22 protein-coding genes, 1 tRNA gene and 1 pseudogene are annotated in these 25,050 nt (G+C 48.7%); 11 read left to right on the top strand and 13 right to left on the bottom strand.

All coding sequences use genetic code 11. The features are described 5' to 3' along the window. Together IB196_RS03710 and hemW are read left to right on the top strand one after the other, a co-directional pair. Window positions 1-594 carry an XTP/dITP diphosphatase gene (locus IB196_RS03710; protein WP_005123283.1) on the top strand — a complete coding sequence of 198 codons (594 nt, stop codon included), beginning with the start codon at window positions 1-3 and terminating at the stop codon, window positions 592-594. Beyond that, the gene (hemW, locus tag IB196_RS03705) at window positions 587-1,723 is read left to right on the top strand and encodes a radical SAM family heme chaperone HemW (protein ID WP_188231908.1); all 1,137 of its coding nucleotides are present in this window, start codon (window positions 587-589) and stop codon (window positions 1,721-1,723) included. The genes IB196_RS03710 and hemW overlap by 8 nt, the downstream gene beginning before the upstream one ends. Window positions 1,724-1,820: 97 nt before the next feature. Here hemW and ansB read toward each other — a convergent pair whose 3' ends face one another. From ansB to trmB, 4 genes are all read right to left on the bottom strand, one after another. Further along, entirely contained in the window at window positions 1,821-2,867 is a 1,047-nt protein-coding gene (ansB, locus tag IB196_RS03700; RefSeq protein WP_149692375.1) for an L-asparaginase 2, read from the bottom strand. A 189-nt stretch (window positions 2,868-3,056) separates the two neighbouring features. After that, a complete protein-coding gene (locus tag IB196_RS03695) occupies window positions 3,057-3,776 on the bottom strand; it encodes a DUF2884 domain-containing protein (protein WP_005123277.1) in 720 nt (239 codons plus the stop codon). Between the two features lie 49 nt (window positions 3,777-3,825). Beyond that, window positions 3,826-4,152 (bottom strand): YggL family protein, encoded by a 327-nt coding sequence (locus IB196_RS03690; RefSeq protein ID WP_040232081.1) that lies wholly within the window; start codon window positions 4,150-4,152, stop codon window positions 3,826-3,828. Then, window positions 4,152-4,871 carry a tRNA (guanosine(46)-N7)-methyltransferase TrmB gene (gene trmB / locus IB196_RS03685; protein ID WP_003027117.1) on the bottom strand — a complete coding sequence of 240 codons (720 nt, stop codon included), beginning with the start codon at window positions 4,869-4,871 and terminating at the stop codon, window positions 4,152-4,154. Before trmB ends, IB196_RS03690 begins: the two co-directional genes overlap by 1 nt. A gap of 160 nt (window positions 4,872-5,031) precedes the next feature. Here trmB and mutY point away from each other — a divergent pair, with 160 nt between their 5' ends. The 4 genes from mutY to IB196_RS03665 all read left to right on the top strand — a co-directional run bounded on the left by mutY (window position 5,032) and on the right by IB196_RS03665 (window position 9,020). Next, entirely contained in the window at window positions 5,032-6,084 is a 1,053-nt protein-coding gene (mutY, locus tag IB196_RS03680) for an A/G-specific adenine glycosylase (protein WP_040232270.1), read from the top strand. A gap of 27 nt (window positions 6,085-6,111) precedes the next feature. Continuing rightward, the gene (locus IB196_RS03675; protein ID WP_040232080.1) at window positions 6,112-6,381 is read left to right on the top strand and encodes an oxidative damage protection protein; all 270 of its coding nucleotides are present in this window, start codon (window positions 6,112-6,114) and stop codon (window positions 6,379-6,381) included. Window positions 6,382-6,467: 86 nt separating this feature from the next. Beyond that, window positions 6,468-7,553 (top strand): membrane-bound lytic murein transglycosylase MltC, encoded by a 1,086-nt coding sequence (gene mltC / locus IB196_RS03670; protein ID WP_188231907.1) that lies wholly within the window; start codon window positions 6,468-6,470, stop codon window positions 7,551-7,553. 210 nt (window positions 7,554-7,763) lie between these two features. Next, complete coding sequence (locus IB196_RS03665) at window positions 7,764-9,020, top strand: nucleoside permease (RefSeq protein WP_005123262.1); 1,257 nt, start codon at window positions 7,764-7,766, stop codon at window positions 9,018-9,020. Between the two features lie 52 nt (window positions 9,021-9,072). Here the strand turns inward: IB196_RS03665 and IB196_RS03660 are convergent, their stop codons facing one another. Beyond that, on the bottom strand, window positions 9,073-11,208 hold the full coding sequence (locus IB196_RS03660) for an ornithine decarboxylase (protein ID WP_188231906.1): 2,136 nt from the start codon (window positions 11,206-11,208) through the stop codon (window positions 9,073-9,075). Between the two features lie 468 nt (window positions 11,209-11,676). Here IB196_RS03660 and IB196_RS03655 point away from each other — a divergent pair, with 468 nt between their 5' ends. Both IB196_RS03655 and IB196_RS03650 read left to right on the top strand, forming a co-directional pair. Next, window positions 11,677-12,384 (top strand): DUF554 domain-containing protein, encoded by a 708-nt coding sequence (locus IB196_RS03655; protein WP_005123255.1) that lies wholly within the window; start codon window positions 11,677-11,679, stop codon window positions 12,382-12,384. Between the two features lie 105 nt (window positions 12,385-12,489). After that, window positions 12,490-12,565: transfer RNA gene (locus tag IB196_RS03650), tRNA-Phe, on the top strand. 63 nt (window positions 12,566-12,628) lie between these two features. Here IB196_RS03650 and IB196_RS03645 read toward each other — a convergent pair. Further along, window positions 12,629-12,850 carry a helix-turn-helix transcriptional regulator gene (locus IB196_RS03645; RefSeq protein ID WP_040229952.1) on the bottom strand — a complete coding sequence of 74 codons (222 nt, stop codon included), beginning with the start codon at window positions 12,848-12,850 and terminating at the stop codon, window positions 12,629-12,631. Window positions 12,851-12,852: 2 nt separating this feature from the next. Further along, window positions 12,853-13,314: a hypothetical protein gene (locus IB196_RS03640; RefSeq protein ID WP_188231905.1), complete on the bottom strand. Its 462-nt coding sequence runs from the start codon at window positions 13,312-13,314 to the stop codon at window positions 12,853-12,855. A 463-nt stretch (window positions 13,315-13,777) separates the two neighbouring features. Between IB196_RS03640 and IB196_RS03635 the strand changes: the two genes are divergently transcribed. After that, window positions 13,778-14,248 carry a hypothetical protein gene (locus IB196_RS03635; RefSeq protein WP_223236874.1) on the top strand — a complete coding sequence of 157 codons (471 nt, stop codon included), beginning with the start codon at window positions 13,778-13,780 and terminating at the stop codon, window positions 14,246-14,248. A 13-nt stretch (window positions 14,249-14,261) separates the two neighbouring features. Next, a complete protein-coding gene (locus IB196_RS03630) occupies window positions 14,262-14,531 on the top strand; it encodes a hypothetical protein (protein WP_188231904.1) in 270 nt (89 codons plus the stop codon). Window positions 14,532-14,659: 128 nt separating this feature from the next. Here IB196_RS03630 and IB196_RS03625 read toward each other — a convergent pair whose 3' ends face one another. Together IB196_RS03625 and IB196_RS03620 are read right to left on the bottom strand one after the other, a co-directional pair. Beyond that, window positions 14,660-16,882: a S8 family peptidase gene (locus IB196_RS03625; protein WP_188231903.1), complete on the bottom strand. Its 2,223-nt coding sequence runs from the start codon at window positions 16,880-16,882 to the stop codon at window positions 14,660-14,662. 30 nt (window positions 16,883-16,912) lie between these two features. Beyond that, a complete protein-coding gene (locus IB196_RS03620) occupies window positions 16,913-18,034 on the bottom strand; it encodes an ATP-binding protein (RefSeq protein ID WP_188231931.1) in 1,122 nt (373 codons plus the stop codon). Between the two features lie 520 nt (window positions 18,035-18,554). Between IB196_RS03620 and IB196_RS03615 the strand changes: the two genes are divergently transcribed. Next, complete coding sequence (locus tag IB196_RS03615) at window positions 18,555-19,268, top strand: DUF5710 domain-containing protein (RefSeq protein WP_188231902.1); 714 nt, start codon at window positions 18,555-18,557, stop codon at window positions 19,266-19,268. A 359-nt stretch (window positions 19,269-19,627) separates the two neighbouring features. Here the strand turns inward: IB196_RS03615 and IB196_RS03610 are convergent, their stop codons facing one another. The 4 genes and pseudogenes from IB196_RS03610 to gss form a co-directional block, all read right to left on the bottom strand. Then, window positions 19,628-20,641, bottom strand: coding sequence for a VasL domain-containing protein (locus IB196_RS03610; RefSeq protein ID WP_223236873.1), 1,014 nt, complete (start codon window positions 20,639-20,641; stop codon window positions 19,628-19,630). Beyond that, window positions 20,595-22,055, bottom strand: coding sequence for a type VI secretion system contractile sheath large subunit (gene tssC / locus IB196_RS03605; RefSeq protein ID WP_188231901.1), 1,461 nt, complete (start codon window positions 22,053-22,055; stop codon window positions 20,595-20,597). Before tssC ends, IB196_RS03610 begins: the two co-directional genes overlap by 47 nt. 65 nt (window positions 22,056-22,120) lie before the next feature. Further along, window positions 22,121-22,619: pseudogene (gene tssB / locus IB196_RS03600) on the bottom strand (type VI secretion system contractile sheath small subunit). A gap of 466 nt (window positions 22,620-23,085) precedes the next feature. After that, window positions 23,086-24,948: a bifunctional glutathionylspermidine amidase/synthase gene (gene gss, locus IB196_RS03595; protein WP_149691770.1), complete on the bottom strand. Its 1,863-nt coding sequence runs from the start codon at window positions 24,946-24,948 to the stop codon at window positions 23,086-23,088. Between the last annotated feature and the right edge of the window lie 102 nt (window positions 24,949-25,050).

The raw sequence follows: 25,050 nt of genomic DNA, 5'->3' as shown, positions 1-25,050 counted from the left end.
ATGCAAAAAGTTGTCCTCGCGACCGGCAATGCCGGTAAAGTGCGTGAACTCGCCTCTCTTCTGAGTGATTTCGGTCTTGATGTTGTTGCCCAAACGGATCTGGGTGTTGATTCCGCAGAAGAGACCGGACTGACGTTTATTGAGAACGCCATTCTGAAGGCGCGTCATGCCGCGCAAATTACAGGTTTGCCAGCCATTGCTGATGACTCTGGTCTGGCGGTTAACGCCCTTGGCGGCGCGCCGGGAATTTATTCAGCCCGCTATTCCGGCGAAGACGCGACTGACAAACAGAACCTGGAAAAACTGCTGCACACCCTGCGGGATGTCCCGGATGACCAGCGTCAGGCGCAATTCCACTGCGTGCTGGTGTATATGCGCCATGCAGACGATCCCACGCCTTTAGTGTGCCACGGAAGCTGGCCGGGCGTGATTACCCGTGAACCGGCCGGAAACGGTGGTTTTGGTTACGACCCCATCTTTTTTGTGCCGTCGGAAGGGAAAACCGCTGCTGAGCTGACCCGCGAAGAAAAAAGTGCGATTTCTCACCGCGGGCAGGCGCTGAAGCTGCTGCTGGATGCCCTGCGTAATGGTTAAGCTTCCGCCGTTAAGTCTTTATATTCACATCCCGTGGTGCGTGCAGAAATGCCCGTACTGCGACTTTAACTCGCATGCACTCAAGGGCGAGGTTCCTCATGACGACTATGTCCAGCACCTGCTGAGCGATCTGGGTTCTGAGGTGGACCACGCCCAGGGACGTGAAGTAAAGACGATTTTTATCGGTGGTGGTACGCCGAGCCTGCTTTCTGGCCCGGCAATGCAAACGTTGCTCGACGGCGTGCGCGCACGGCTGAATCTGGCCGCAGATGCAGAAATCACAATGGAGGCGAATCCCGGGACGGTGGAAGCTGATCGCTTTGTTGATTATCAACGCGCTGGCGTAAACCGGATCTCGATTGGCGTACAGAGCTTTAGCTCCGCCAAGCTCGAACGTCTGGGACGTATTCACGGGCCGGAAGAAGCCAAACGCGCAGCACACCTGGCGAGTGGTCTGGGGCTACGCAGCTTTAACCTCGACCTGATGCATGGTTTACCGGATCAGACGCTGGAAGAGGCGCTGGGCGATTTACAGCAGGCCATCGCGCTCAATCCGCCGCATCTTTCCTGGTATCAGTTGACCATCGAACCCAACACGCTGTTCGGGTCCCGACCGCCGGTATTACCGGATGACGATGCGCTGTGGGATATTTTTGAGCAAGGCCACCAGTTGCTGACCGCCGCCGGTTATCAGCAGTACGAAACCTCAGCCTATGCTAAGCCGGGCTATCAGTGTCAGCACAACCTTAATTACTGGCGTTTTGGTGACTATCTCGGTATTGGCTGCGGTGCGCATGGCAAAATCACGTTCCCTGACGGGCGCATTCTGCGCACCACCAAAACGCGGCATCCGCGCGGATACATGCAGGGGCGTTATCTCGAAAGCCAGCGTGATGTCGCCGAGGCCGATAAGCCGTTCGAGTTCTTCATGAACCGTTTCCGTTTACTGGAAGCCGCGCCTCGCGCGGAGTTCACGCAATATACCGGGCTTAGCGAAGACGTTATTCGTCAACAGATCGATGAAGCTATCGCCCAGGGCTACCTGAGTGAATGTGATGAATACTGGCAGATTACCCAACACGGTAAGCTGTTTTTGAATTCCCTGCTGGAGCTGTTTCTGGCGGAGTGATACGGCAATGATCCAGGCCTTATCCGGCAATTGCCGGATGGCACTGCGCTTATCAGGCCTACAGGGTTAGGTCGATAAGCGCAGCCACCTTCAGCCATTAATACTGATTAAACATTTCCTGGATCTGTTTAGGATCTTTGGTCTGCGTCAGCGCCAGCTGCAGCAGCACGCGGGCTTTTTGCGGGTTCAGCGAGCCTGACGCCACAAATCCGTATTTCGCATCATCCACTTCCGCATCCTGGGTAGTTGCCCCCGTCGGTACACGAGATGAACGTACGACTACCGTACCTTTATGCGCGGCAGTTGCCAGCGTATCAAAAATGGTTTTATACAGGTTGCCGTTACCAACACCCGCACTGACGATCCCGGCGTAACCGGCATCAACCAGCGCTTTTGCCGGCAGGTCAGAAGCATTCGCGTAGTTGTAAACAATCCCCACTTTCGGCAGCTCGGTCAGCTTAGACACATCAAACGGAGTCGATGTGGTGTGCTTACGCGCAGGCGTACGCTGGTAATCGATTTTTCCGTTATGGATATAACCCAGCGGGCCATAGTTAACGGATTTGAAGGTAGCGACATCGGTGGTATTGGTTTTGGTCACGTCGCGACCATCCATAACGGTGTCGTTCATCACCACCAGCACACCGCGGTTAGCTGAGGCTTTATCTGCGGCGGTTACCACTGCGTTATACAGGTTGAACGGGCCATCGGCGCTCATACCCGTAGACGGACGCATTGCGCCGACCAGTACCACCGGCTTGTTGCACTTGACGGTCAGGTCGAGGAAATAGGCGGTTTCTTCCATGGTATCCGTACCATGCGTTACCACGAAGCCGTCGGTTTTATCACACTCGGTATTAATCTTCTTCGCCAGCGTTAACCAGACTTCGTCATTCATATCCTGGGAGCCGATGTTCACCACCTGCTCACCTTTCACGACCGCAATGTCTTTCAGCTGAGGCACTGCATCTACCAGGTTTTCTACACCAACTTTACCCGCCGTGTAGTTAGATTTTGTCGCGGAATCACCACCGCCGGCAATCGTCCCGCCAGTCGCTAAAATGGTGATATTAGGTAATGCCAGCGCTGCACCGCTGAAACCCATAACCAGTGCTGCCAGTGCCGTTTTTCTGAAAAACTCCATGTTATTTCTCCAGTTACTTGAATTTGCTGCATTATGTCCATCCCACAGATGAATAATGTGATGCAATCCAATTAACCAGATTTATATCTCCATCAAATTGTCATTCTTAGAGATGGATATCAAAAAAGAAGATAAACACAAAATAAAACGGCACAGAAATGTTTCTGTGCCGTTAAAAAGAGGTGAAGATTATTTCAGACTACTAACCAGCGTTTTACGATCGTTTTCCAGCGTCACGACGCGGGCGCAAACATCTTTGCCAAACTGCTGGAAGTCTTGTTCCTGATTCTTCCACTCATTCTGAATTGACGTTTGCAAACCGCCCAGACTACCGAGCACACCCTGCAGCGGATTACCGCCGCCTTTGAGCACGGCTTTAGCACCCATTTCGTTAATGCTATCCTGCAAAATGCCGCCCATCGCCTGATTGACCAACTGTTGGCCATCAGCACGCACCTGATCGATTGCCTTATAATGAAAGGTCAGACCGTCTGTACGGTGCTCGATGATACGATTCATCTGCTCTTTTAATTGCGCATCAAGCTTGGTTAAGCGGCCGCGCATGTTGCTGCTTTCACCCACTTCTTTGGCGATGATTTTATCCAGCGCCACGCGTCCTTTTTCCACACGCGCTCTGGCTCCCTCATCAATCCATGGCAGACTGCTTCGCAATGCCGCCTGATAATCTTTGGCCTGCTCACGCTGTGCAGCATTCAGGGTGTACTGTTTGCCGTTGAAGGTGACGTTGCCAGCCGGCGTGATAACCAGATCGCCGTTTTCGCCTTTCACCTGCACCGTTTGCGGGCTCAAAATCACATCGTCACGTGGGGTGACGCTGCACTGATAATCTGCATGTGCGGCCATCGCCGTGAACGTGAGGACTGCCGCCAGCAGCGTTTTGCGCATCATATCTATCCCTCAATACAAATCGGGCCGGCATTTGCCGACCCTGTGCTACTTAGTCCCACCAAACATCGAAAAGTTCGCTGGTGCGCACTTCTTCGAGTTTGTGCTCTTCCAGCCACTTACGCACGATTGCCTGATGTTCTTCGGTGCATTTGCCGATTTCCTGCAGACAGATCAGACCTTCCCAGGCCAGATAGCCGCTGCCGTCAAAAGCCAGCTTGTTCGGTTCGATAACTTCATTGATAAAGTCATCAACGATTTGATCGACCTGCTCTCCAGATGTCCCTTCCGGGAAACGCCATGCAACCGAAAATCCTACTTCCTGGAATTCTTCGATGTGCATCTTTTTACGCAGACGACGGCTACGGTTCTTTGCCATTATTTCACCCTCTCGAACATTAAGTCCCATACGCCGTGGCCAAGACGATGACCACGTTGTTCAAATTTGGTTACCGGGCGCGATTGTGGGCGCGGTACATAATCGTTACTCTCGGACTGGTTTTTATACCCGTCAATGGAGGACATCACTTCCAGCATATGTTCCGCATACGCTTCCCAGTCGGTTGCCATGTGGAACACTCCGCCCAGCTTCAGCTTACTTAAGATATGCTCAGCAAACGGTACCTGAACGATACGGCGTTTATTATGACGTGCTTTATGCCACGGGTCAGGGAAAAACAGCTGAACCATAGATAAAGAATTGTCAGGAATCATTTTATGCAGGACTTCAACGGCATCATGGCACATGACACGCAGGTTCTCGACGCCCTCTTCATGGGCTGAAGCCAGACACGCACCAACGCCCGGCGAGTGAACCTCAATGCCGAGGAAATTCTGTTCCGGACGCGCTTTCGCCATTGCGACCAGCGACGCACCCATACCAAAACCGATTTCCAGCGTGACTGGCGCATCACGGCCAAACAGTTCTGCGAAATTTACAGGCTCTTCGCTGAACTCAACGCCCATCACCGGCCAGTAGTTTTCCAGCGCGTGTTCCTGCCCTTTCGTCAGTCGCCCCTGGCGACGAACAAAACTACGAATCCGGCGCAGAGGGCGGCCGTTTTCATCAAATTCCGGTGAAATGACGTCGTTCTTCATAAAAGTTTAGTCTGCTGTGTTTGAGTTCTGAAAACGGGCATTATCCAAAGTTAGTTGCCGGATGCAAGTAAAGGAAGAAAGTGAGCAGCGGAAAGTTCCGGTTTACACCCCGTTGCCGCTGTGCTGCAATCTTGCCCCCGGCAATAATGAAACGGTAATCATGCAAGCGTCTCAATTCTCGGCTCAGGTGTTGAGCTGGTACGACAAATACGGGCGGAAAACGCTACCCTGGCAAATTGACAAGACGCCTTACAAAGTATGGCTCTCTGAGGTAATGCTGCAACAAACTCAGGTTGCGACCGTTATCCCTTATTTTGAGCGTTTTATGGTGCGCTTCCCAACGGTAAGCGATTTAGCTCATGCGCCGCTGGATGAAGTTCTGCATTTATGGACAGGGCTGGGCTATTACGCCCGGGCGCGTAATCTGCATAAAGCCGCACAGCAGGTTGTGACGCTGCATGGCGGCACATTCCCACAAACCTTTGATGAGGTGGCTGCTCTGCCAGGCGTAGGACGTTCAACCGCAGGCGCGATCCTTTCTCTTTCTCTGGGTCAGCATTTTCCGATTCTCGACGGTAACGTCAAACGCGTGCTGGCTCGCTGTTATGCTGTAAGCGGCTGGCCGGGTAAAAAAGAGGTCGAAAAGAAGCTGTGGGAGTTGAGCGAGCAGGTTACACCTGCCCATGGCGTTGAGCGGTTTAATCAGGCGATGATGGATTTAGGCGCCATGGTCTGTACGCGCTCAAAACCTAAATGTTCGCTGTGTCCGTTAGATAATGGCTGTGTGGCCAGCGCCAATGCAAGCTGGGCGCTGTACCCGGGTAAAAAACCCAAGCAAACGCTGCCGGAACGGACGGGCTATTTTTTACTGATGCAGCATAATGACGAAGTATTGCTCGCACAGCGACCGCCCAGCGGCTTATGGGGTGGTTTATACTGTTTTCCGCAGTTTGACGATGAAAACGGACTGCGCAACTGGCTGGCGCAACGACAAATTAACGCAGATAATCTGACCCAACTTAATGCGTTTCGCCATACCTTTAGCCATTTCCACTTAGACATTGTGCCTATGTGGCTTCCAGTGTCTTCATTCGGCTCATGCATGGATGAAGGCAACGCGCTCTGGTATAACTTAGCGCAACCGCCGTCGGTCGGACTGGCGGCTCCCGTGGAGCGTTTGTTACAGCAATTACGTGCCGGTACACACGTTTAACGTACCGGTCGAAAGAGAGGATTTTATATGAGCAGAACGATTTTTTGCACTTTCCTGCAACGCGAAGCAGAAGGCCAGGACTTCCAGCTGTACCCGGGCGAGCTGGGGAAACGCATCTACAACGAGATTTCTAAAGAAGCATGGGCGCAATGGCAGCATAAGCAAACCATGCTGATTAACGAGAAGAAGCTTAATATGATGAACGTTGAGCATCGTAAGTTACTGGAACAGGAGATGATTAACTTCCTGTTTGAAGGCAAAGATGTGCATATTGAAGGCTATACACCAGAGTCTTAAGAACCGTTGCCGGATGGCGCTGCGCTTATCCGGCCTACGATTTGATCTGGTCCTTGCAAATAACAAACACAACACGCACTCCCGGAATGATGAAAAAATTTCTCGCGCTTGCCGTTATTGCGCCGTTGCTCATCTCCTGTTCCAGTTCGACCAAAAAAGGCGATTCTTATAACGAAGCCTGGGTCAAGGATACCAACGGTTTTGATATTCTGATGGGGCAATTTGCCCATAACATTGAGAATCTGTGGGGATTTAAGGAAGTGCTGATTGCGGGTCCAAAGGACTACGTAAAGTATACCGATCAGTATCAAACCCGCAGCCATATCAACTTTGATGACGGTACGATAACCGTCGAGACCATTGCCGGGACAGATCCCGCCGGGCACCTGCGTCGGGCGATTATCAAGACATTGCTGATGGGTGATGATCCGGGTTCTATCGACCTCTATTCCGATGTCGACGACATTAAGATTTCCAAAGAGCCGTTCCTGTACGGGCAGGTGGTCGATAATACTGGCCAGCCAATTCGTTGGGAGGGACGCGCCACCAATTTCGCTGACTATCTGCTGAAAACACGCCTGAAAAGCCGCAGCAACGGTATTCGCATCATCTATAGCGTGACCATCAACCTGGTACCGAACCACCTTGATAAGCGCGCGCATAAATACGTCGGCATGGTGCGTCAGGCTTCGCGTAAGTATGGCGTCGATGAGTCGCTGATTCTGGCCATCATGCAAACCGAATCCTCATTTAACCCGTATGCGGTCAGCCATGCCGATGCGCTGGGGCTGATGCAGGTGGTGCAACACAGCGCCGGGAAAGATGTGTTTCGTTCGCAGGGGCGCTCCGGCACGCCGAGCCGTAGCTTCCTGTTTGACCCGGCCAGCAACATTGATATCGGTACCGCTTATCTGGCAATGCTTAACAACGTCTATCTGGGCGGTATTGATAATCCAACCTCCCGTCGCTATGCGGTCATCACGGCATATAACGGCGGTGCGGGCAGCGTGCTGCGCGTTTTCTCGAACGATAAAATTCAGGCCGCGAATATTATCAACAGTATGACCCCGGGGGACGTTTATCAAACGCTGACTACCCGACATCCGTCTGCTGAATCACGCCGATACCTTTACAAGGTCAATTCCGCGCAAAAATCATATCGACGCCGCTAATATATCCCTCTTCTGTCCCGGTAAACGGGGCCCGGAAGAGGGTAAAGTGTTAACCCCGTCACTATTTTGCTTTGCAATTAGAAATTGTTTGCAAATATTTGTCACAGGTAACAAAAAAAGAGTGTCCCTCGTTGATAGAATCACATCATCAAGCCCCGGCAAATGTGCCTTTTAAAACATTCATCCGCATTACGGTGTGAGGAAATTAACATGAATCTTAAGCTGCAGCTGAAAGTGCTCTCGTTTCTGCAGTTCTGCTTATGGGGTAGTTGGCTCACTACCCTCGGCTCCTATATGTTTGTCACCCTAAAATTCGATGGTGCATCCATTGGCGCAGTGTATAGCTCGCTGGGGATCGCCGCCGTGTTTATGCCTACGCTGTTAGGGATTGTGGCCGACAAATGGATCAGTGCGAAATGGGTGTACGCCATTTGTCACCTGGTCGGCGCAGCAACACTGTTCGCCGCAGCCGAAGTCACCACCCCAGGCGCCATGTTCTTTGTGATCTTGCTTAACTCTTTGGCCTATATGCCAACGCTCGGGTTAATCAACACCATCTCTTACTATCGCCTGCAGTCAGCCGGGATGGATATTGTCACCGACTTCCCGCCAATCCGTATCTGGGGCACCATCGGCTTTATCATGGCGATGTGGGGCGTGAGCTTCTCCGGCTTCGAGCTGAGCCATATGCAGCTGTATATCGGTGCAACGCTGTCCGTTGTTTTGGCACTGTTCACGCTGACGCTGCCGCATATTCCGGTGGCTAACCAGCAGAAAAACCAGAGCTGGACATCCATGCTCGGTCTGGACGCCTTCGCGCTGTTTAAAAACAAGCGCATGGCGATTTTCTTTATCTTCTCAATGATGCTGGGCGCTGAGCTGCAGATTACCAATATGTTCGGTAATACCTTCCTGCACAGCTTCGATAACAACCCGCTGTTCTCCGGTAGCTTCATCGTTGAACACGCCTCGGTGATGATGTCGATCTCGCAGATTTCCGAGACGCTGTTTATCCTGACCATCCCGTTCTTCTTGAGCCGTTACGGTATTAAGAATGTGATGCTTATCAGTATTGTGGCGTGGATGTTGCGCTTCGGCCTGTTTGCCTACGGCGATCCAACGCCGTTCGGTACCGTGCTGCTGGTTCTGTCGATGATTGTTTACGGCTGCGCCTTCGACTTCTTCAACATCTCGGGCTCGGTGTTCGTGGAGAAAGAAGTTCGCCCTGAAATCCGCGCCAGCGCACAGGGTATGTTCCTGATGATGACCAACGGCTTCGGTTGTATTCTGGGTGGTCTGGTGAGCGGTAAAGTGGTTGAGTACTACACGCTGAACGGTATTACCGACTGGCAGACCGTGTGGCTGATCTTCGCTGGCTACTCGCTGGTACTGGCTTTTGCCTTCGTGGCGCTGTTTAAATACAAACACGTACGCGTTCCGACAGGCACGCACACTATCGCACACTAACGTTTACACAGAGAAAAGCGGGTTGCCAAAAGGTAACCCGCTTTTTTTGCGCTTACTTCACAACATATCCATACAGACGCTTAATACCGTCCGCATCAGTCTCACTGTAAACGCCCTGCAACTCCGGCGAAAAGCCCGGCAGCAGGTTTACGCCCTCTTCCAGCGCCAGGAAATAACGTTGCACCGCCCCGCCCCAGACTTCACCCGGTACCACGCACAGCACGCCCGGAGGATAAGGCAGCGCACCTTCTGCCGCAACGCGGCCAGCGGCATCACAGATCCGAACCAGCTCAACATCACCACGGATAAAGGCGCTGTTCGCATCCTGCGGGTTCATCGCCACGGCAGGCAAACTCTCCTGGCGGAACATCGCTTTTTGCAGATCCTTGACATCAAAGCTGACGTATAAATCGTGCATTTCCTGACACAGTTCACGCAGCGTGTAATCCCGGTAACGTACCGGATACTTGTTGAAGATGGAGGGCAACACGTCCGCCAGCGGCGTATCGTCCTCAATGTGCTGCTCAAACTGCGCCAGCATTGCCACCAGTTGCGCCAGTTTCTCGGTGCTTTCTGCCGGGGTCAGCAGGAACAAAATCGAGTTAAGGTCGCATTTCTCCGGAACAATGCCGTTTTCACGCAGGTAATGCGCCAGAATCGTCGCCGGAATACCAAACTCAGTATATTGCCCGGTTTGCGCATCAATGCCCGGAGTGGTTAACAACAGCTTGCAGGGATCAACGAAATACTGGTCGCGCGCGTAGCCGGAAAAACCATGCCATTTAGCACCCGGTTCAAAGCTAAAGAAGCGGCGCTCGCTGGCAATCACCGGCGTTGGATAGCTTTCCCACGGTTTGCCATCGACTACCGGGGGAATAAACGGCTGAATCATCTTACAGCGGGCAATAATCGCTTTACGGGCCTCGATCCCCAGCGCCACACACTCCGCCCATAGCCGACGACCGCTCTCGCCTTCATGGATTTTGGCGTTCACGTCCAGCGCCGCAAACAGCGGGTAAAACGGACTGGTGGAAGCATGCAGCATAAACGCATTGTTCAGACGCTTATGCGGGCAGAATCTCGCCTGCCCACGAATATGGTTATCCTTTTTGTGGATCTGCGAAGTTTGTGAGAATCCGGCCTGTTGTTTGTGTACCGACTGGGTGACAAAGATCCCCGGATCGTTAGCATTAAGATCCAGTAGCAGCGGTGACCCATCGGCCATCATCGGGATAAACTGTTCGTAGCCAACCCAGGCAGAATCAAACAGGATGTAATCGCACAGGCTACCGATCTTGTCGATCACCTGTCGGGCGTTGTAGATCGTCCCGTCATAGGTACCGAGCTGAATGATCGCCAGACGGAACGGACGCGGCTGGTCAGCCTTGTGCGGCGCAACTTCACGCAGTTGCTGGCGCAGATACGCCTCATCAAAGCAGTGCTCATCAATACCGCCAATAAAGCCAAACGGATTACGCGCCGCTTCCAGGTAAACCGGCGTCGCCCCCGCCTGGATCAGCGCACCATGATGGTTGGACTTATGGTTGTTGCGGTCAAACAACACCAGATCGCCACGCGTCAGCAGCGCATTGGTCACCACTTTATTCGCCGCAGAAGTCCCGTTCAGTACAAAGTAGGTTTTATCCGCGTGGAAAACTTTCGCGGCAAATTTCTGCGCATGTTTCGCTGATCCCTCATGAATCAGCAAATCGCCCAGCTTAACGTCAGCGTTGCACATATCCGCGCGAAACAGGTTCTCGCCAAAGAACTCGTAGAAATGTCGGCCCGCCGGATGCTTCTTAAAAAACTCACCGTGCTGGTGCCCCGGACAAGCAAATGTGCTGTTCCCCATTTCGACATACTGGGTGAGCGTGTCATAGAACGGCGGCAGCAACTCTTCCTCATACTGACAGGCAGCAGACTCCAGCTCCAGCCAGTCCTGAGCCTGACCGTGAATCACCGCATTAACGCCCGCAGGCACATCGACATCAGACTCTGCGAACAAAAACACCGGTATATGAAAACCGGTACGTTTCAGCAAGGCCAGGATCCCACTGCGGCTGTCCGCAACGGTAATGACGACTGCCGCGACGTCAGTAAAATCGGTGCTGTCCAGTGACACCACCTGACGATGGCTGGAAAAACGAGAAACCAGTTCACTACTGGCGGCAATTTTCATTGATTTCATAAGCGCAATAACCCGTTTCGGGAAAATCAAAAGTCCCGGACAAAGCCACATTGCTTTGCCCACGAAATGACAGGTCAAACTGGTTACCAGCCCCGACCGCCAGACATCAGTAAAAGCAGATAGCCTCTGATTTTACTGTTATCCTGCAGTGAGCGTGCGCTGCCCTCACCGCATGGTGAGAGCGTGAAGATAAGTTGCAGAAAGGGGCAAACGTCGCGCAAAAAGGCGATGTTGAAGGCGATGTAGGGGGAGTAATATCATCCCAGGCAACCCCATTCAGACAGGAGAAAATTCGCGCAATCATGGCACCTTTCACCTACAGGCGCAAGATAAAATCCTGTGCTTAAACCTCACAGATAAACAAACATTTCGTCTGAAAATAGCGGCATAATAATGCAATCTGAAACATAATTTCACCCAGACAATTGCCTTTAACATCAAGACGATAATAGGTATGCAGGAGCGAACGTGGTAATCGGACCCTTTATTAATGCCAGCGCCATTTTATTAGGTGGTGTTCTCGGCGCGCTGCTCAGTCAGCATTTACCCGAACGTATTCGGATCTCAATGACCTCAATATTCGGGTTGTGCTCGTTGGGGATTGGTATCTTGCTGGTTATCAAATGCGTTAACTTGCCGGTGATGGTGCTGGCGACGCTGGTCGGTGCATTAATTGGCGAGTTCTGCCATCTGGAAAAAGGAATCAATGCCGCGGTTGCCAAAGCTCAGCAGCTTTTCACCAAATCGGATGTCAATGCAACACACGAATCTTTCATCCAAAGCTACGTGGCTATCATCGTGCTGTTTTGCGCCAGCGGAACCGGGATCTTCGGGGCAATCCATGAAGGGATGACCGGCGACCCGAATATTTTAATCGCCAAGTCATTTCTGGATTTCTTCACCGCTATTATCTTCGCCTGCTCGCTAGGGATCGCCGTGTCTGCCATTTTTATACCGATGCTGGCAATTCAGTTGACGCTCGCCACCTGCGCGGCTCTGATTTTACCGCTGACAACCCCAGCCATGATGGCCGATTTCAGCGCGGTAGGCGGACTGCTGTTGCTGGCGACGGGTCTACGTATTTGCGGAATCAAAATGTTTGCGGTGGTGAATATGCTTCCCGCCCTGCTGCTGGCAATGCCGCTTTCCGCAGCATGGACGGCATTTTTTGCCTGAGAATGCGTGCAATACCAGCAATGTGGTGATAGATTGTGCAGTCTGCATTGATTTGAAGAAATTTCGTTGACGAAACGAAGTGAATCGGGTTTAATGCGCCTCGTTGCCCGGATAGCTCAGTCGGTAGAGCAGGGGATTGAAAATCCCCGTGTCCTTGGTTCGATTCCGAGTCCGGGCACCACTATTTAGAAAAACCAGCCCTAGGGCTGGTTTTTTGCTTTTGGGGATTCGACAATTCGGATCCTTATCTCTTATCTGGCTGGGCATAGCGCGAAGGCCAGATTTTTTCCGGCGCAACATCCAACTCCTCCGCGATCAATCTTTCTCCCTTCGGCCAGTGTTTTATCAACGCGTTTGCTAAAGTAGAGGACGCCAGCCCAGATTTGCGGGAAACGGCGGATAACGACGTTCCGCGTTTTTTCAGCGCCGCGATAATGTCGGCGGGATGCCAGTCCAGTTGCATCATGCTCATGCCGCTACCCCGTCAATAAACTTCACACCGTCGGTAGTGCGTAACCAGCGCGGGGCTTTCATTTCCGCGGCGAAGTAGTTGATCAGGTCATACAACAGCCAGCTAAGCAATTTCTCCGTTTCCGAGGAAAATCCCTGCCCCGCCAGCGTCTGTGTCAGGGCAAGGCAGTAGCTGCAAAGTTCGGTACATTCTGGCCCAAACTGAGGGGCGTTTGCGGGGAGGGTATCAACGGTCAGGCTTTCAATAAGATGCGACGGGACGGGTTCTAACAGCGTGGGCTGGAGCAGCGTCAAAGCGGCGTTGAGTCTGCCGCAGAGCGCCATTTTTAACGCGATATCTTTACTTTCAATCAGGGTTTCGGCGAAGTTTTCGCAGTGGCTGGCAAGGACGGTGAAATCCGTGGCGGCATTGAAGGGAACGGTGAGTAACGGGTGTGTCTGGATGGGGATCGTAGCCATAGTGGCAGCCTCCAGTAAGTGATTAATTGAACCACCACCGAAGAGACCAATCTTGCGGGTGGTGGAACCGGACGGAGTTGGTCTTACCGGCCTTACTGGACACCGGCGCGTCTTGCGACGCCTCCGCCCGGCCCACCATTGAGATGTAGCCGGATGAACGACATAAAAAAGACGCAAAGCGCGTCATATGTCGCCAGTAAGGAATATCTTCAGGAGACCAATCCCGGCACCTGAATTTGCAGGTGCTTGTAAACGATACCGCGATTGACTCACTGCGGCAAGGCCATTTTTTTGAAGTCAGATCGCAGAAATGAACAAACCACAGCACTAAGCTCATACAAAAATATGGTATGCTCAAAATCGTATTCTGATTCTCTCAGAAAGGAAAATAGACGTGGAAAAAATCTAAAACGATATTGATACGCTTTTAGTTTTTATGAACGATGATCTAGAAAACCAAGGGATGACGATTCAACAAGCATATTTTGACTTTACCGAAGAGGCTGGTGATTTTATTTCTTTCACCGCAAAAAACGACTGGAGTAAAGACGACCTCTACAAAATTATTAAAATATGTATAACACGCTCTCTTATTAAGAACGATTATGGAAATACTTTTTGTGAGATCAAAATTACAGAAGAAGGTCAAAGCAGAGCGATTTCCGTAAAGCATGGTAAAAAACGCGCTTATGAACTCGGAGCAAGTATGCAAATAGCAACACTTAACGTTAATGGCCCGGCTCAGGTTGGAAACGGAAACACTCAGAATTTCAACATGGTGTTTCATGAACTGGAGCAAAAAATTGATGCCTCTAGTGCTTCTGATGAAGAGAAAAAAGAAGCAAAAAGCCGACTCGCTAAATTACTCGAACACCCTCTGGTCTCAGCAATTGCCGGCGGGATTGCTGGTGGTATCTCTGGCATAGCCGGATAAAAGTGGCAAGCGCATGGACGAACTAAGAAAAAATATCAGTCTGCATTGTACATTTTGTCATTCTACACAATTCGCAATTCCCTATGATGGTTATGAACCTCATCATGGTAGTTTTGTTATTTGTGCACAATGTGGGCGTGAAAATGATTTCACGTCTTTATTGCTCATCGTTAACTCTAAAGGAATGGATATGGCTAAGGAGTATGCTGAAAAAGTTATTGAGGATATGAAAAAAGAGTTAATTAAATCTTTTAAAGGCAGTAAATTTATAAAAATAAAATAAACTGTTAGAATCCTCCAATGATTAACACATCATTAATTTCCGGATAACTATTTCAATAATCATATGCAACTATTAAAAAGCCCCCGAGGGGGCTTGTCGTTAAAATAGTTTATTCTACCGCTCGGGTTTTATACATTAAGAGGCAACGATACCTGCGGCTGTAAAGGAATCAAAATTTGATTATATGCCCTTAATATTTCATTATATAAATCAGCATGTTTAGAAGCCTTAACTGTAATAATTAATGCGTATTTGATTTTCTCCGGTTTTGAAGCCATGCCACCACAATCTCTTGCATTATAATGAATATCGAACACTGGATTTTTAAGAGAAGATCCTCGCATATTTTTACTATTATGCAAAACCGTCTCCCATTTTCCCATATCAGAACGACGCTCACTCTCAGTGGCATATTTTTTTAGCTCAAAAAAGCCCTTACTATCGGCGTTTGTTTGCCCTTCTGATTTGCTTTTATCTTCATTAGGTCGGAAAGAAACCTCTAAACCGGCTTTAGTATAAGATGCTGAATCTTGCGGATCTGTTGCCGAGGCATAACAAAAAGTAGCAGAGAGAGATATACTTCCATTTAACGTACCATTTGGTAATGGCAATGGAGCCCTGAGATATTTTCCAGGCTTAAGCTCTCCCTGATAAACGATTCGCGCAACACCATCAGGGCTAGTAATGATATCATTTAGATTTTCAGGTATTTTACCCCAACCTACTTCAGTAACATGATGCCCATTAGTATTTGCAGCATGCACTAACAACGCTTTAATTGCCAGTGGAGACAACTCTTGCCCCATAATGGAACGAATACCAACAGCACTTCTCAACGCATAGGGTGCAGAAAAACTGGTTCCCATTTGTGGCGTAATAACAGGGGAACTACCTTCTGCAATAACATGGAAATATCCATCAATATCCCCGCCAAATGCTGTCAGATCGGGTTTTATTATCCCTGGACTTCTGCCTGGTCCAAATGCACTGTACTCTGCACGTTGCCAGTTTTTTTCGTCTTGTGAGTTGGCGGCACCAATCGCCACAGCATTTACACAATCTGAAGGGACTTGAATTCTTGCATTGCCTGATTCTCGATCTCGTCCACCATTATTTCCTGCCGCAACAGTCATAAACGTTTCGCCGTCACTTAGCAAATCATCAATAACTGCCGTCCAAGCATGTACTTCAGTATCTTCAATGGGTAAGTCTGGCCCAAGGCTTAAATTTAAGAATTGATATTGACGAGACAGCAGAACTTCTTCAATAAACCCTAATGTCCTATATAATTCAAGGGGATCTTCGTCCTCAATATTCTTATCTAATATTCGAAGATTATCGACATAAGAATATGGCCTCTGAACGGCATTTTTAGGGGATATCGGACCAAATAAAAATGCCGATGTTACTGCCAAGCCATGTGCCAATCCCCCCTCGTCATCTTCTGCGTTATCATCCAAAACACGGTAAGATTTAATCCATTTATTTAAAGAGTGAACAGCGGGTAAACCGCCATCTAATATCGCAACCTTTGGTTCGGAAGATATCGGCTCAGCGTTCGGCAATACACATGGTATATTTATGCTGGACACACGTTGCATAGGCCTCATTCCACGTAACTGAGGAACAGGCCTAATAACTCTGATAAAAGAAAATTCAGATAATTTGCTCAATTGCTCTTCAGAACATTTTACAGGAGTAAACCATAATCCACCTGCAACAAAGGTTAACTTTGTGTGTACCTCAACGTTAAGAGAGTCAGCATATTTTAAAAAAGACTGCTGAACAACATCACGACCATTATCAGGAAGAAGGTGAATACCTACCTCATAAAACCCACCATTTTCTGTTTTGCTGCTAATGATCCGCTCTTGAGAAAGATAAGGGGTAATTTCTTCAAAACGAGCAAAATCTATTGCTTCATCCGTTCCTGATAAAAATGACTCAGCCAAATCAGGCAATGCTCTGAAAGCATTTCTTTTTCCAGCAACAAAAATTTCCGTAGTCGAACTCTCTGTTACCTGTGCTTTTTTTTTCCATTTTTCAGGCTTAATTCTTACGGTTCTACTACCCACAGACGATAACCCAGCTTCACGTAAGAAACTTACAGGGTAGTATGAACGGGCGATGAAACTAGGGTTGAGCGTGAATTTTGCGATCGCAAAATCATTAGGACAAGCCATATTAGGTAATGAATCTAATGATTTTGAAGTAATCTCTATTTGAGGAATAAGGCGTTCTTGAGCCTCACGTAATGTATACACTTCTTTAGGCATCGGAGGTCGACGAGGTCCCTTAACGTCATAGGTTAATAACTCTCCGCGACCGATTAGGAAATTATTTTTGTTCATTAATCAATCCTTCCATCTAAGTTAAAATTATTACGCTGAGGCCAAACGTTTTCTGATGGTATCTCGGCTAACGCCAGTCAATCCAGAGACCACATGTTGTGATAATTTTTTAGTCTTCGATAATGAGACTGCCATATCTATACGTTTAGGTCGGGGCATTTGCTCTATTTTATTTTTTACAAAATCTTCAATTATCTCGGCATCCGAGGCTATGCCCAAAGCAATACTACGCCTAATTCTATTTATTGATCTCTCAATATCGCTGAAAGACTCACCCTCGAAAATCATTGCCAGAATGTCAGCCCAAATTGCAAAAATAGCAAAATCAGCCCCCATAAATCTTTTTACTGCCTCATGAATGGCAGCTCGGTTAGGAGTTTGAAATTCCACAACCAGATCAAATCTCCGCCACAAAGCAGGATCGATCAAGTCAGCATAGTTTGTTGCAGCTAAAAGCAAACCCGTCGAAGGCCATTGGTCAACTTCTTGCAGGATCACGGTAACTAAACGTTTCAACTCCCCGATATCAGCATCATCGCTTCTTCTCTTAGCAATAGCGTCAATTTCATCTAACAACAGAACACAAGGGGATTTTTTTGCAAAATCGAGTGCTGCTCGTAAGTTATTGCCACTTTTCCCCAGAAGGCTGCTCATGACAGCGGTTAGATCCAAGACATAGAAAGGAACATTCAATTTTTGAGCAAGCCATTGAGCTGTCATGGTCTTTCCTACACCCGGAGGACCTACAAATATTGCCGACTTCGTGGGACTCAGACCTAGCTTATTGAGTTTTTGGACATTTTTCCGTTCAAGGATTATTTGATCCAAACTATCTTCAATTGTTTGAGAAAGCATCGGTTTTTCTAAATTTTTCTGTTCATCAAATACTTTCAGCAGATTCATTCGAGAATCTTCATCTACTGGTACTACTGGTGGCACGCCCTGTGCCGTAGAAAATTTTCGCAACGCCGGAGCCGAGCGATGAGGCTTATTACGCAAATATAGATCAAGTTGTTCGGCTAGCAACGGTGCGGTATCACGATACTTCCGTACTAAACGAGCAACATATAGACGAACATCATCATACTGTTCAGTTAACACCAGCCGAACAAGCTGGGCTAAATCCGCCTGAATTCCACTCAATTCGTCCATCATAAAAACAACCTTTTGATTTTATTTGAAATTTTACATTAGTTTAATGGGCTAAAATCATTATCTCACCTTTCAAATGTAATGAAAAGGGGACGTTTATCTGTACACATGCCACTAGACTCGAAAAACTACTGTTTATATATCCAATACAATCACATATCGCGTAAACAAATTTTGAAAACGAGAACGGTATCTTTAATGTCTCACCTCACCTGAGATCATTTAGCCTGTAGCACTGGCCGCAACGCCTTACAGGCAATGATTTCGACACACCGCTATAGAATATGACTGGAAGTAAAGGTTGCTGGAGAGTAACAGCAAGATAGCTACGCTCTTAGAGGCATGGGCATAGGGCAAAAACTAGCTGGCTGCTGGCTGCCCCTCGGAGAAAATGCTTCCACATAAGCCCAAAATCACAGCCCTTTAATCGACAATACAATTCAGTTGAGTCACTTATCAATTGACTACTCTGGTCTCTGAGAACATTATTTTAGTGACAAGGAATCAGAAGGTTATGTGTATGAGTCACTTAATGTTAAACGTACCATTCAATGAGAAAGATGAAGTAAAGCGGAAAGGTGCTCGATGGAATCCAGAGCTAAAAAAATGGTATGTACCAGACGGTAAGTCCAGCTTGCAATTTATTCCATGGATTCAAGAATTGAAAGATAGCACAAAATATCAATTATATAATGAATGCTATTTCATTGGCGAAAACGAACGCCTGTGTTGGAAATGTGGAGAGCCAATTAGCCTCTATGCATTCTGTCTGCCTCGAGGACATAAGTACCTGACTGTCGATTACCTTGACCCGGATGATGAGGCTGCCACGGAAAACCCTAATGAATGGCAGTATTACGACAGCTCTCTTTTCCGTTATGAAAACGATGGCACATGTTATTCATGGTCTGAAAGCCCCTGCTTTTCTGGTATATCAAACATTACTGACGTCGATTCTCGTTCACTGAGCCAGATAAGGCACTTTGCTCCCACCTGGCGTCCCGGATACAGTAAAACTGCCGGATATAGCTATTATGCTAATCATTGCCCGCACTGCGCACGATTACAGGGGGATTTTATGATTTTCAGTGAGCCCGGAGGAGCCTTCCTACCTGATTCATCCCAACAGGCAGCAAAAATCAAATTATATAAAATAGATGAACCTGTTTTTTTAAGTGGAGGTAACTGTTTTACTACCTGCGATTTTTATGAGGATATGACTCATATGCCTTAGTTGGGCTATATTGAGGCTGATATAACCGCCACACAAACGCTGAAGTTTGTTATTGAATATTATCCTGAACGACCATTTACTAAAAGTTAGCGTGCTCAGGAGGAAACCCCTTCTCCTGTTGTATATAAGTACCCCCCACACATAACGAAGCCCCCACTCTTAAACAACGATTTTTCGTGATAACCCTCACAAAAATAAAGCGATTTTTTATGGGGGCTTTAGTGGGGGCGCTGTTTGTGAGAAATACCAGTAAAACCAATAACAAACAGCACCTTAATCGTGGATGTGATTCCGAGTCCGGCACCACTAATTTAAAGAACCCGCCCACAAGGCGGGTTTTTGCTTTTGTTTGATATAATTTACTCCCTCCCCATGGCGCTTTGTTTCAATAGCGCATAACGATTAAGAAGCTGATTAAGCCGCATATCGAGCTGCTGATACAACGCGGGTGATACACTCCCCTGCTGGCTTAATTCCTCATCGATTTGACGCAATAACTCTTCTGTCGGCGGTGTTTGGTCAAGCTGGCGGCGGATAGTGAAAATGGCTGATTTCAGCTCCGACCCCGTCAGATATTTCCCTTTGCGTTCATCGAGTGCATTTAGCTGAGTGGTTAACGCTTCCAGCCCCTGCTGGGCATGATGCCAGTTTTGCAGTGCGCTTTCCGGCAACGCTTCCGTGATTAACTGTTTTTGTAATCCGCTTGAGAATTCCGTCGTCAGCGATTCTTCCGGCCACAGGGTGGCTAACTGCTGCGCTAATGATGCGGCATACTCCCTCGACCATAGAGGTGACAGGTCATGTAAAACGTCCAATTGCCCTTGCGTTGCGGCAATTATTTCCTGTTTCTGCTCCTTCAAATCTGAAGATTGCCTCAACGTGGACAATTGCTCTGGCGACAGCATCTGCGGCAATGGCTTCACCAGTTCATATCCGTCGGCGCGCATATGCATAATACCAAGAAAAGCGCCTGTAGTTACGCACGCAGTCACCATGGCACCGATAGCAAACCCCAGCCACATCCGTCGGGTTCCATGACCGGTTTGAGTAGCAAAAACCGTTGCGCTCGATTGCTCTGGTGACACGGGTTCATTAACCACAAAGACCAACTGTGGCAAAGACGTCTCAACGTTAATGGTCGCACCTGAAGCCGGTATCATCACAGCGCCCGCTCCCGAATCCGCTTCAGCTTTCTCCAGACGCAAAGCAGCATTGTGCATCCAGGTAACAACCGCCTCCAGTTTACTCAGCGCTTTCAACTCAAGCCGTTGCAGCACTTCGCAGACATGTTTTAAACTCTGCTCAACCCGATACACCATTGATAAATCAGCATATGACAGCGTCAGCGTACGCAATTCTTGCTGTATCCTCAATGTCCTCCACCACGACACGCCCATCACGCAGCGGGTGTGATGCCTGCAAGTCATCGCCAGGATCGGTCATTTCGGTTACCAGACTGCGCAACCAGTTATTAAGTTCAAGCTCAAGCAAGCGGCGATCTTTGGTCGTACCAATATTTTCTCGCTGCAGGATTTTCAGGTAGTGAGCGATACGAGAAAGCAGGAAGATATACGGCAGACGTGAGTTAATCCGGCTGTTAGCCGTCGCTTCCGGAGTATCAAACTGCGCAGGTTTCTGAGCCGAGTTAGCAGAGAAGAAGCAGGCGTAATCACGATTCTTATAATAAGAAAGCGGAATAAAGCCAAGGTTGGCGAATTCAAACTCCCGGGTTTCCGGAATCATCACCTCAGACGGGATCTTCACCTGATTACCGGTACCCAGATCGTACAAATGGATAGGCAAATCTTTCACCGCGCCGCCCGCCTGCGGCCCACGGATCTGGACGCACCAGCCATTCTTGATAAAGCTTTTCACCATATTCACAGCGAAAGAGAAAGATGCGCTGGTCCACAGATATTTTTCGTGATCCGGCCCCTTAACTTCTTCAACATAGTTAAAACTGCGTACCGGCACGGTATCAGGACCATACGGCAGACGACCCAGCACACGCGGCATAGTCAGCCCGATATAGCGTGAATCGTCGCTATCACGAAATGCTTTCCACTTGATGTATTCAGCACGTTCAAAATAATCATTGATATCTTTTATGGCCGCGACTTCTTCCATATTTTCTTTCAGGAAAAATGTCGGCCCAACGGAACCAATGAACGGCATATGACAGGCTGCCGACACGCCAGAAATATTGCGCAGCAGTGAAATATCCTGCGGGCTGTTATCAAATTCGTACGCTGAAATCATTGCCGCAATGGGTTCACCGCCTGGCTGATCATATTCTTCAATATAAACATGGCGGTATAACCCGCTCTGGATAAGCTCCGGCGCGTCGTCAAAATCATCACGTAACGCATCCTTGCTGATATCCATCATTTCTACCCGGACATTTCGACGAAAATCGATGCCAGTGATCATCGAATGTAAACCGCGCCAGAGCGATTCTTGCTTCTGAAACTCCGCATGATGCATGACTTCATTTACCTGATCGCTAATCTGCTTATCAAGGCGAGCAATTTGTTCATCAAGCAGCGTTTTATCCAGGCGCTCTACTGGCTGTGCGGCGTCCGCCAGACATGAAACCAGAACCTGAATAGCGGCGGTCACGCGTTCAGCCGGAGCGGCATCAGATAGCGCTTCATCGCTCTGCCACGCATCGACATTTTTTAATGTCGAAACCGGGGCAAGATTAATTTTATCAAAGAGGGATTGATAAACGCTACGTTCACTGGTCGTGGTGGTCGCGGCTGAAGAGGTATGTTCCTGAACAGACATCAACATATTCCTTTTATGATCCTTTACTATTCCTGCCGATTAAGCGGAGGAAACCCTGTATAGCCTTAAATCTCTTCCGGCATCATAGTTGCCAGCTCATCACGCAGTTCCTGACTCAGGGCTGGATCCTTAAGGATGGTTTCCAGCTCGCGACGAAAAGCCGCGTTATCGAGTAAGTTAGATTTCAGGTCACGAAGTAAGTTACGCATAGCCAACAGAACGCGTAATTGTGGGATATTCCTGGCTACCTGCTCGGGCTCAAAATCGCGGATATTTTTAAAGGTAAGATTAATATCGTCTTTTCTACCATCACCAGCTAACGTATTTTTAACATTCAGATTAACTACTGGCGAGAACTTAGCTAACACATCATTGAAATTATTTTTATTATATATCAACCTTTTCGCGTTCCGATAGTGGTCGTTGTTCTCTACCATTACTGAAATCACCCACGGTCAAAAGTTTTAACGGCAATTCAACCTTTTTCTGAACGCCTCCGGTATGTAAATCTAACTTGATATTAACACGTGCCGTCGGCACTTCATTCTGAAAACTGTCACCCATACATCCCTCTCAGACCGGCGATTCCTGCCGATATTTTGCATTTCCTAACGGAGCATTTTCCAATCGCTCAACGAGTTTCATACAACGTCATTTCTGTGGGCAGTCAACAACGACTGTTAATGACAATTAATGATTATAATTAGTGTGGCGATGCAATCCGATATATTCTCTAATATAAAACATGATCAATATCATCGATTAACCAAATAATACATCAGTATTATTTATTTAAAAGAGAGATCAAGAAGCTCTTTGTCTAATACAAATAACAGGAATTAATTAATGTTAAATACATTCACTAAATAAATATATTTTTATTATGAAATATCACCAAGGGGAATATCCATCATTATACATATAGACCACGTCATTTATTAAAACATAATCGAAATCAATTTAACTATAAATAAAAAAGCCGAAGATATACTTCGGCTTTTCGCACCTCATTCCTGAGCACGCAGAAAGATTACGCTTCCTTCACCACAATCAACGGCTCAATATCGCTCTCTTTTTTAATCACCAGCGATTCGTCACCGCGCAGGCAAGTCCCGCCGTAGTTACCACCTACGGTGAACGTACAAACCTGAATATATTTACCGGCAACCTTCGGCAGACACCAAAGCTGCTGATAAATGTTCTTCTGCTCGGCAAACTTACCACTGGTTTTATCCAGCAGCTCTTCCTGATGACTCACCAGATCGATGTTGCTGCCACAACGTCCTGCAATAGGTTTCACCGCATAACCGGTTTGCGCCAGCTCTTCATTAACAGTGAAATCGGTATCAAGCAGATAGCGGTGGTGCGGGAAAAGCTGCCAGAGGATCGGCAAAATCGCTTTGTTGCCAGGGATCACCGTCCACAGAGGTTCGAACACCAACACTTCCGGGCGCAGCAACACGTCGATTAAACGCACTTCCTGCTGGGTATGCCCGGTACGAATCGGCACCGCGGCATATTCAGTTTCACTCACCTCACGCACCTGCTCAATCGCAGTTTCCCACGCCCAGGTTTTCCAGACGCAGTTCACCAGGCGACCGTCACCGTCAATCAGTTGGCCAGCGTCATCCCAACGTAGCTCATCGAGGCCACGCAGAATTTTGCTGTCAAACCCGGCCTGACGCAGCGCCTGCTGCATAAACTGCGCGTGATAGTTTTCTTCGATATCCTTATCCTGCATGATGTGGACAAACGGACGTGCGCGGCTGTGCTTCCAGGCACCCGCCAGTTCGTTGATCAACCCTTCAGCCGGGTTGTGTCCCTGCCCTGCGTAGCCCCGCTCAGCCCATCTTTCGAGGATCAAACCGGCTTCGGTATGGCACGATGCGGAATCGGCGTTGTACTCATACACCTTCAGTCCGCGTTCATCCATACAGAAATCCATACGACCCGTAATCATATGATGCCGACGCCGCTGCCAGGAAAGGCGCAGACGCGGCCAGAGGATTTTCGGGATATCGAACAGCGCCAGCAGATTATCGTCTTTCAGCACCTTGTCGGTCGCGTGCAGATACATCAGGTGCAGCTCGTTGGTCGCTTTAATCAGCTCCTGCTCGGCACTTTCGGTAATCGTGAAGTACTGATGCGGATCCTGATTAATGACGTGGCCGTTCGCCAGCACGTAGGCTTTTTGCAGCGGATCCTGCTCATCGAGCCACTTACCGTCAAACTGTCCGTTATCTTCCAGTCGCGCGCTGCCAATTTTCAGCGAGTCATTGGCGATCTCCGGCTGCGGCAGGCTGTAACGGGTATCCTCGGTCTGGATCATCCAGCCAAGGATGGTGGTGTCGTCAAAGGTATCCCGCAGGGTGTAGCAACCGTTTTCAACCACCATCTCCAGCTCGCGGGTCCACTGCTGCCCTGGCGGCAGCGGCGTATGGAGCACGTTCTGTTCGGCAATACGGATTTTGTTTTCCAGCAACTGGGTGACGACCGCCACATGACCGGTGTCTTTAAATTCGCCGCCTTTCTGCCAGATAAGCAGAGCACCTGCAACCGGCGCACGGGGCGAACCATTCGGAAATGCCTGTAACGGCAGGATATTGTCATTCACCACTTCACGCAGGAAGCGCAAGGAGAAGATCTCCCATGCCATGCCCACATCGGTGAAGACCATGCCATAGTTTAGGAAGAGAAAGCGGCGTGCAAATTCTACGCACTGCCATTTGTGGCCCATGTATTCGTCGTCGATATAGCTACGAAAAGCAGCATCATCGTCGTAGTCCCGTGGGTCGAGGGAGCTGTAATCTGAAGAGTAGATTGCTACGCCGCCTGGGGCGTAGCCCAATAATGTCCCGAATGGGGCATCCTGACTGGTCGTTCCTTTGCTCATGCACCTTACCTCAAAACAATACAGCCTGAGCAGGTTGGCGTGAATTTTTCGCTCTGATTGCCTGCTCTGCGACACTAACCGGACAGAGGTTGACATCATCAT

Source organism: Citrobacter sp. C6_1 (genome assembly GCF_014596835.2).
In the GTDB taxonomy this organism is placed as follows: Bacteria; Pseudomonadota; Gammaproteobacteria; order Enterobacterales; family Enterobacteriaceae; genus Citrobacter; species Citrobacter pasteurii.
This window is presented reverse-complemented; position numbering and strand designations above follow the sequence as displayed.

Excerpts from the sequence above, each read along its gene's own strand:
- IB196_RS03635 (WP_223236874.1), top strand. The coding sequence starts at position 13,778 with ATGACGATTCAACAAGCATATTTTGACTTTACCGAAGAGGCTGGTGAT.
- IB196_RS03665 (WP_005123262.1), top strand. The coding sequence starts at position 7,764 with ATGAATCTTAAGCTGCAGCTGAAAGTGCTCTCGTTTCTGCAGTTCTGC.
- ansB (WP_149692375.1), bottom strand. The coding sequence starts at position 2,867 with ATGGAGTTTTTCAGAAAAACGGCACTGGCAGCACTGGTTATGGGTTTC.
- IB196_RS03640 (WP_188231905.1), bottom strand. The coding sequence starts at position 13,314 with ATGGCTACGATCCCCATCCAGACACACCCGTTACTCACCGTTCCCTTC.
- tssC (WP_188231901.1), bottom strand. The coding sequence starts at position 22,055 with ATGTCTGTTCAGGAACATACCTCTTCAGCCGCGACCACCACGACCAGT.
- IB196_RS03615 (WP_188231902.1), top strand. The coding sequence starts at position 18,555 with ATGAGTCACTTAATGTTAAACGTACCATTCAATGAGAAAGATGAAGTA.
- trmB (WP_003027117.1), bottom strand. The coding sequence starts at position 4,871 with ATGAAGAACGACGTCATTTCACCGGAATTTGATGAAAACGGCCGCCCT.
- mltC (WP_188231907.1), top strand. The coding sequence starts at position 6,468 with ATGATGAAAAAATTTCTCGCGCTTGCCGTTATTGCGCCGTTGCTCATC.
- hemW (WP_188231908.1), top strand. The coding sequence starts at position 587 with ATGGTTAAGCTTCCGCCGTTAAGTCTTTATATTCACATCCCGTGGTGC.
- IB196_RS03630 (WP_188231904.1), top strand. The coding sequence starts at position 14,262 with ATGGACGAACTAAGAAAAAATATCAGTCTGCATTGTACATTTTGTCAT.
- IB196_RS03625 (WP_188231903.1), bottom strand. The coding sequence starts at position 16,882 with ATGAACAAAAATAATTTCCTAATCGGTCGCGGAGAGTTATTAACCTAT.
- IB196_RS03620 (WP_188231931.1), bottom strand. The coding sequence starts at position 18,034 with ATGGACGAATTGAGTGGAATTCAGGCGGATTTAGCCCAGCTTGTTCGG.
- IB196_RS03645 (WP_040229952.1), bottom strand. The coding sequence starts at position 12,850 with ATGATGCAACTGGACTGGCATCCCGCCGACATTATCGCGGCGCTGAAA.
- mutY (WP_040232270.1), top strand. The coding sequence starts at position 5,032 with ATGCAAGCGTCTCAATTCTCGGCTCAGGTGTTGAGCTGGTACGACAAA.
- IB196_RS03690 (WP_040232081.1), bottom strand. The coding sequence starts at position 4,152 with ATGGCAAAGAACCGTAGCCGTCGTCTGCGTAAAAAGATGCACATCGAA.
- gss (WP_149691770.1), bottom strand. The coding sequence starts at position 24,948 with ATGAGCAAAGGAACGACCAGTCAGGATGCCCCATTCGGGACATTATTG.
- IB196_RS03660 (WP_188231906.1), bottom strand. The coding sequence starts at position 11,208 with ATGAAATCAATGAAAATTGCCGCCAGTAGTGAACTGGTTTCTCGTTTT.
- IB196_RS03710 (WP_005123283.1), top strand. The coding sequence starts at position 1 with ATGCAAAAAGTTGTCCTCGCGACCGGCAATGCCGGTAAAGTGCGTGAA.
- IB196_RS03695 (WP_005123277.1), bottom strand. The coding sequence starts at position 3,776 with ATGATGCGCAAAACGCTGCTGGCGGCAGTCCTCACGTTCACGGCGATG.
- IB196_RS03675 (WP_040232080.1), top strand. The coding sequence starts at position 6,112 with ATGAGCAGAACGATTTTTTGCACTTTCCTGCAACGCGAAGCAGAAGGC.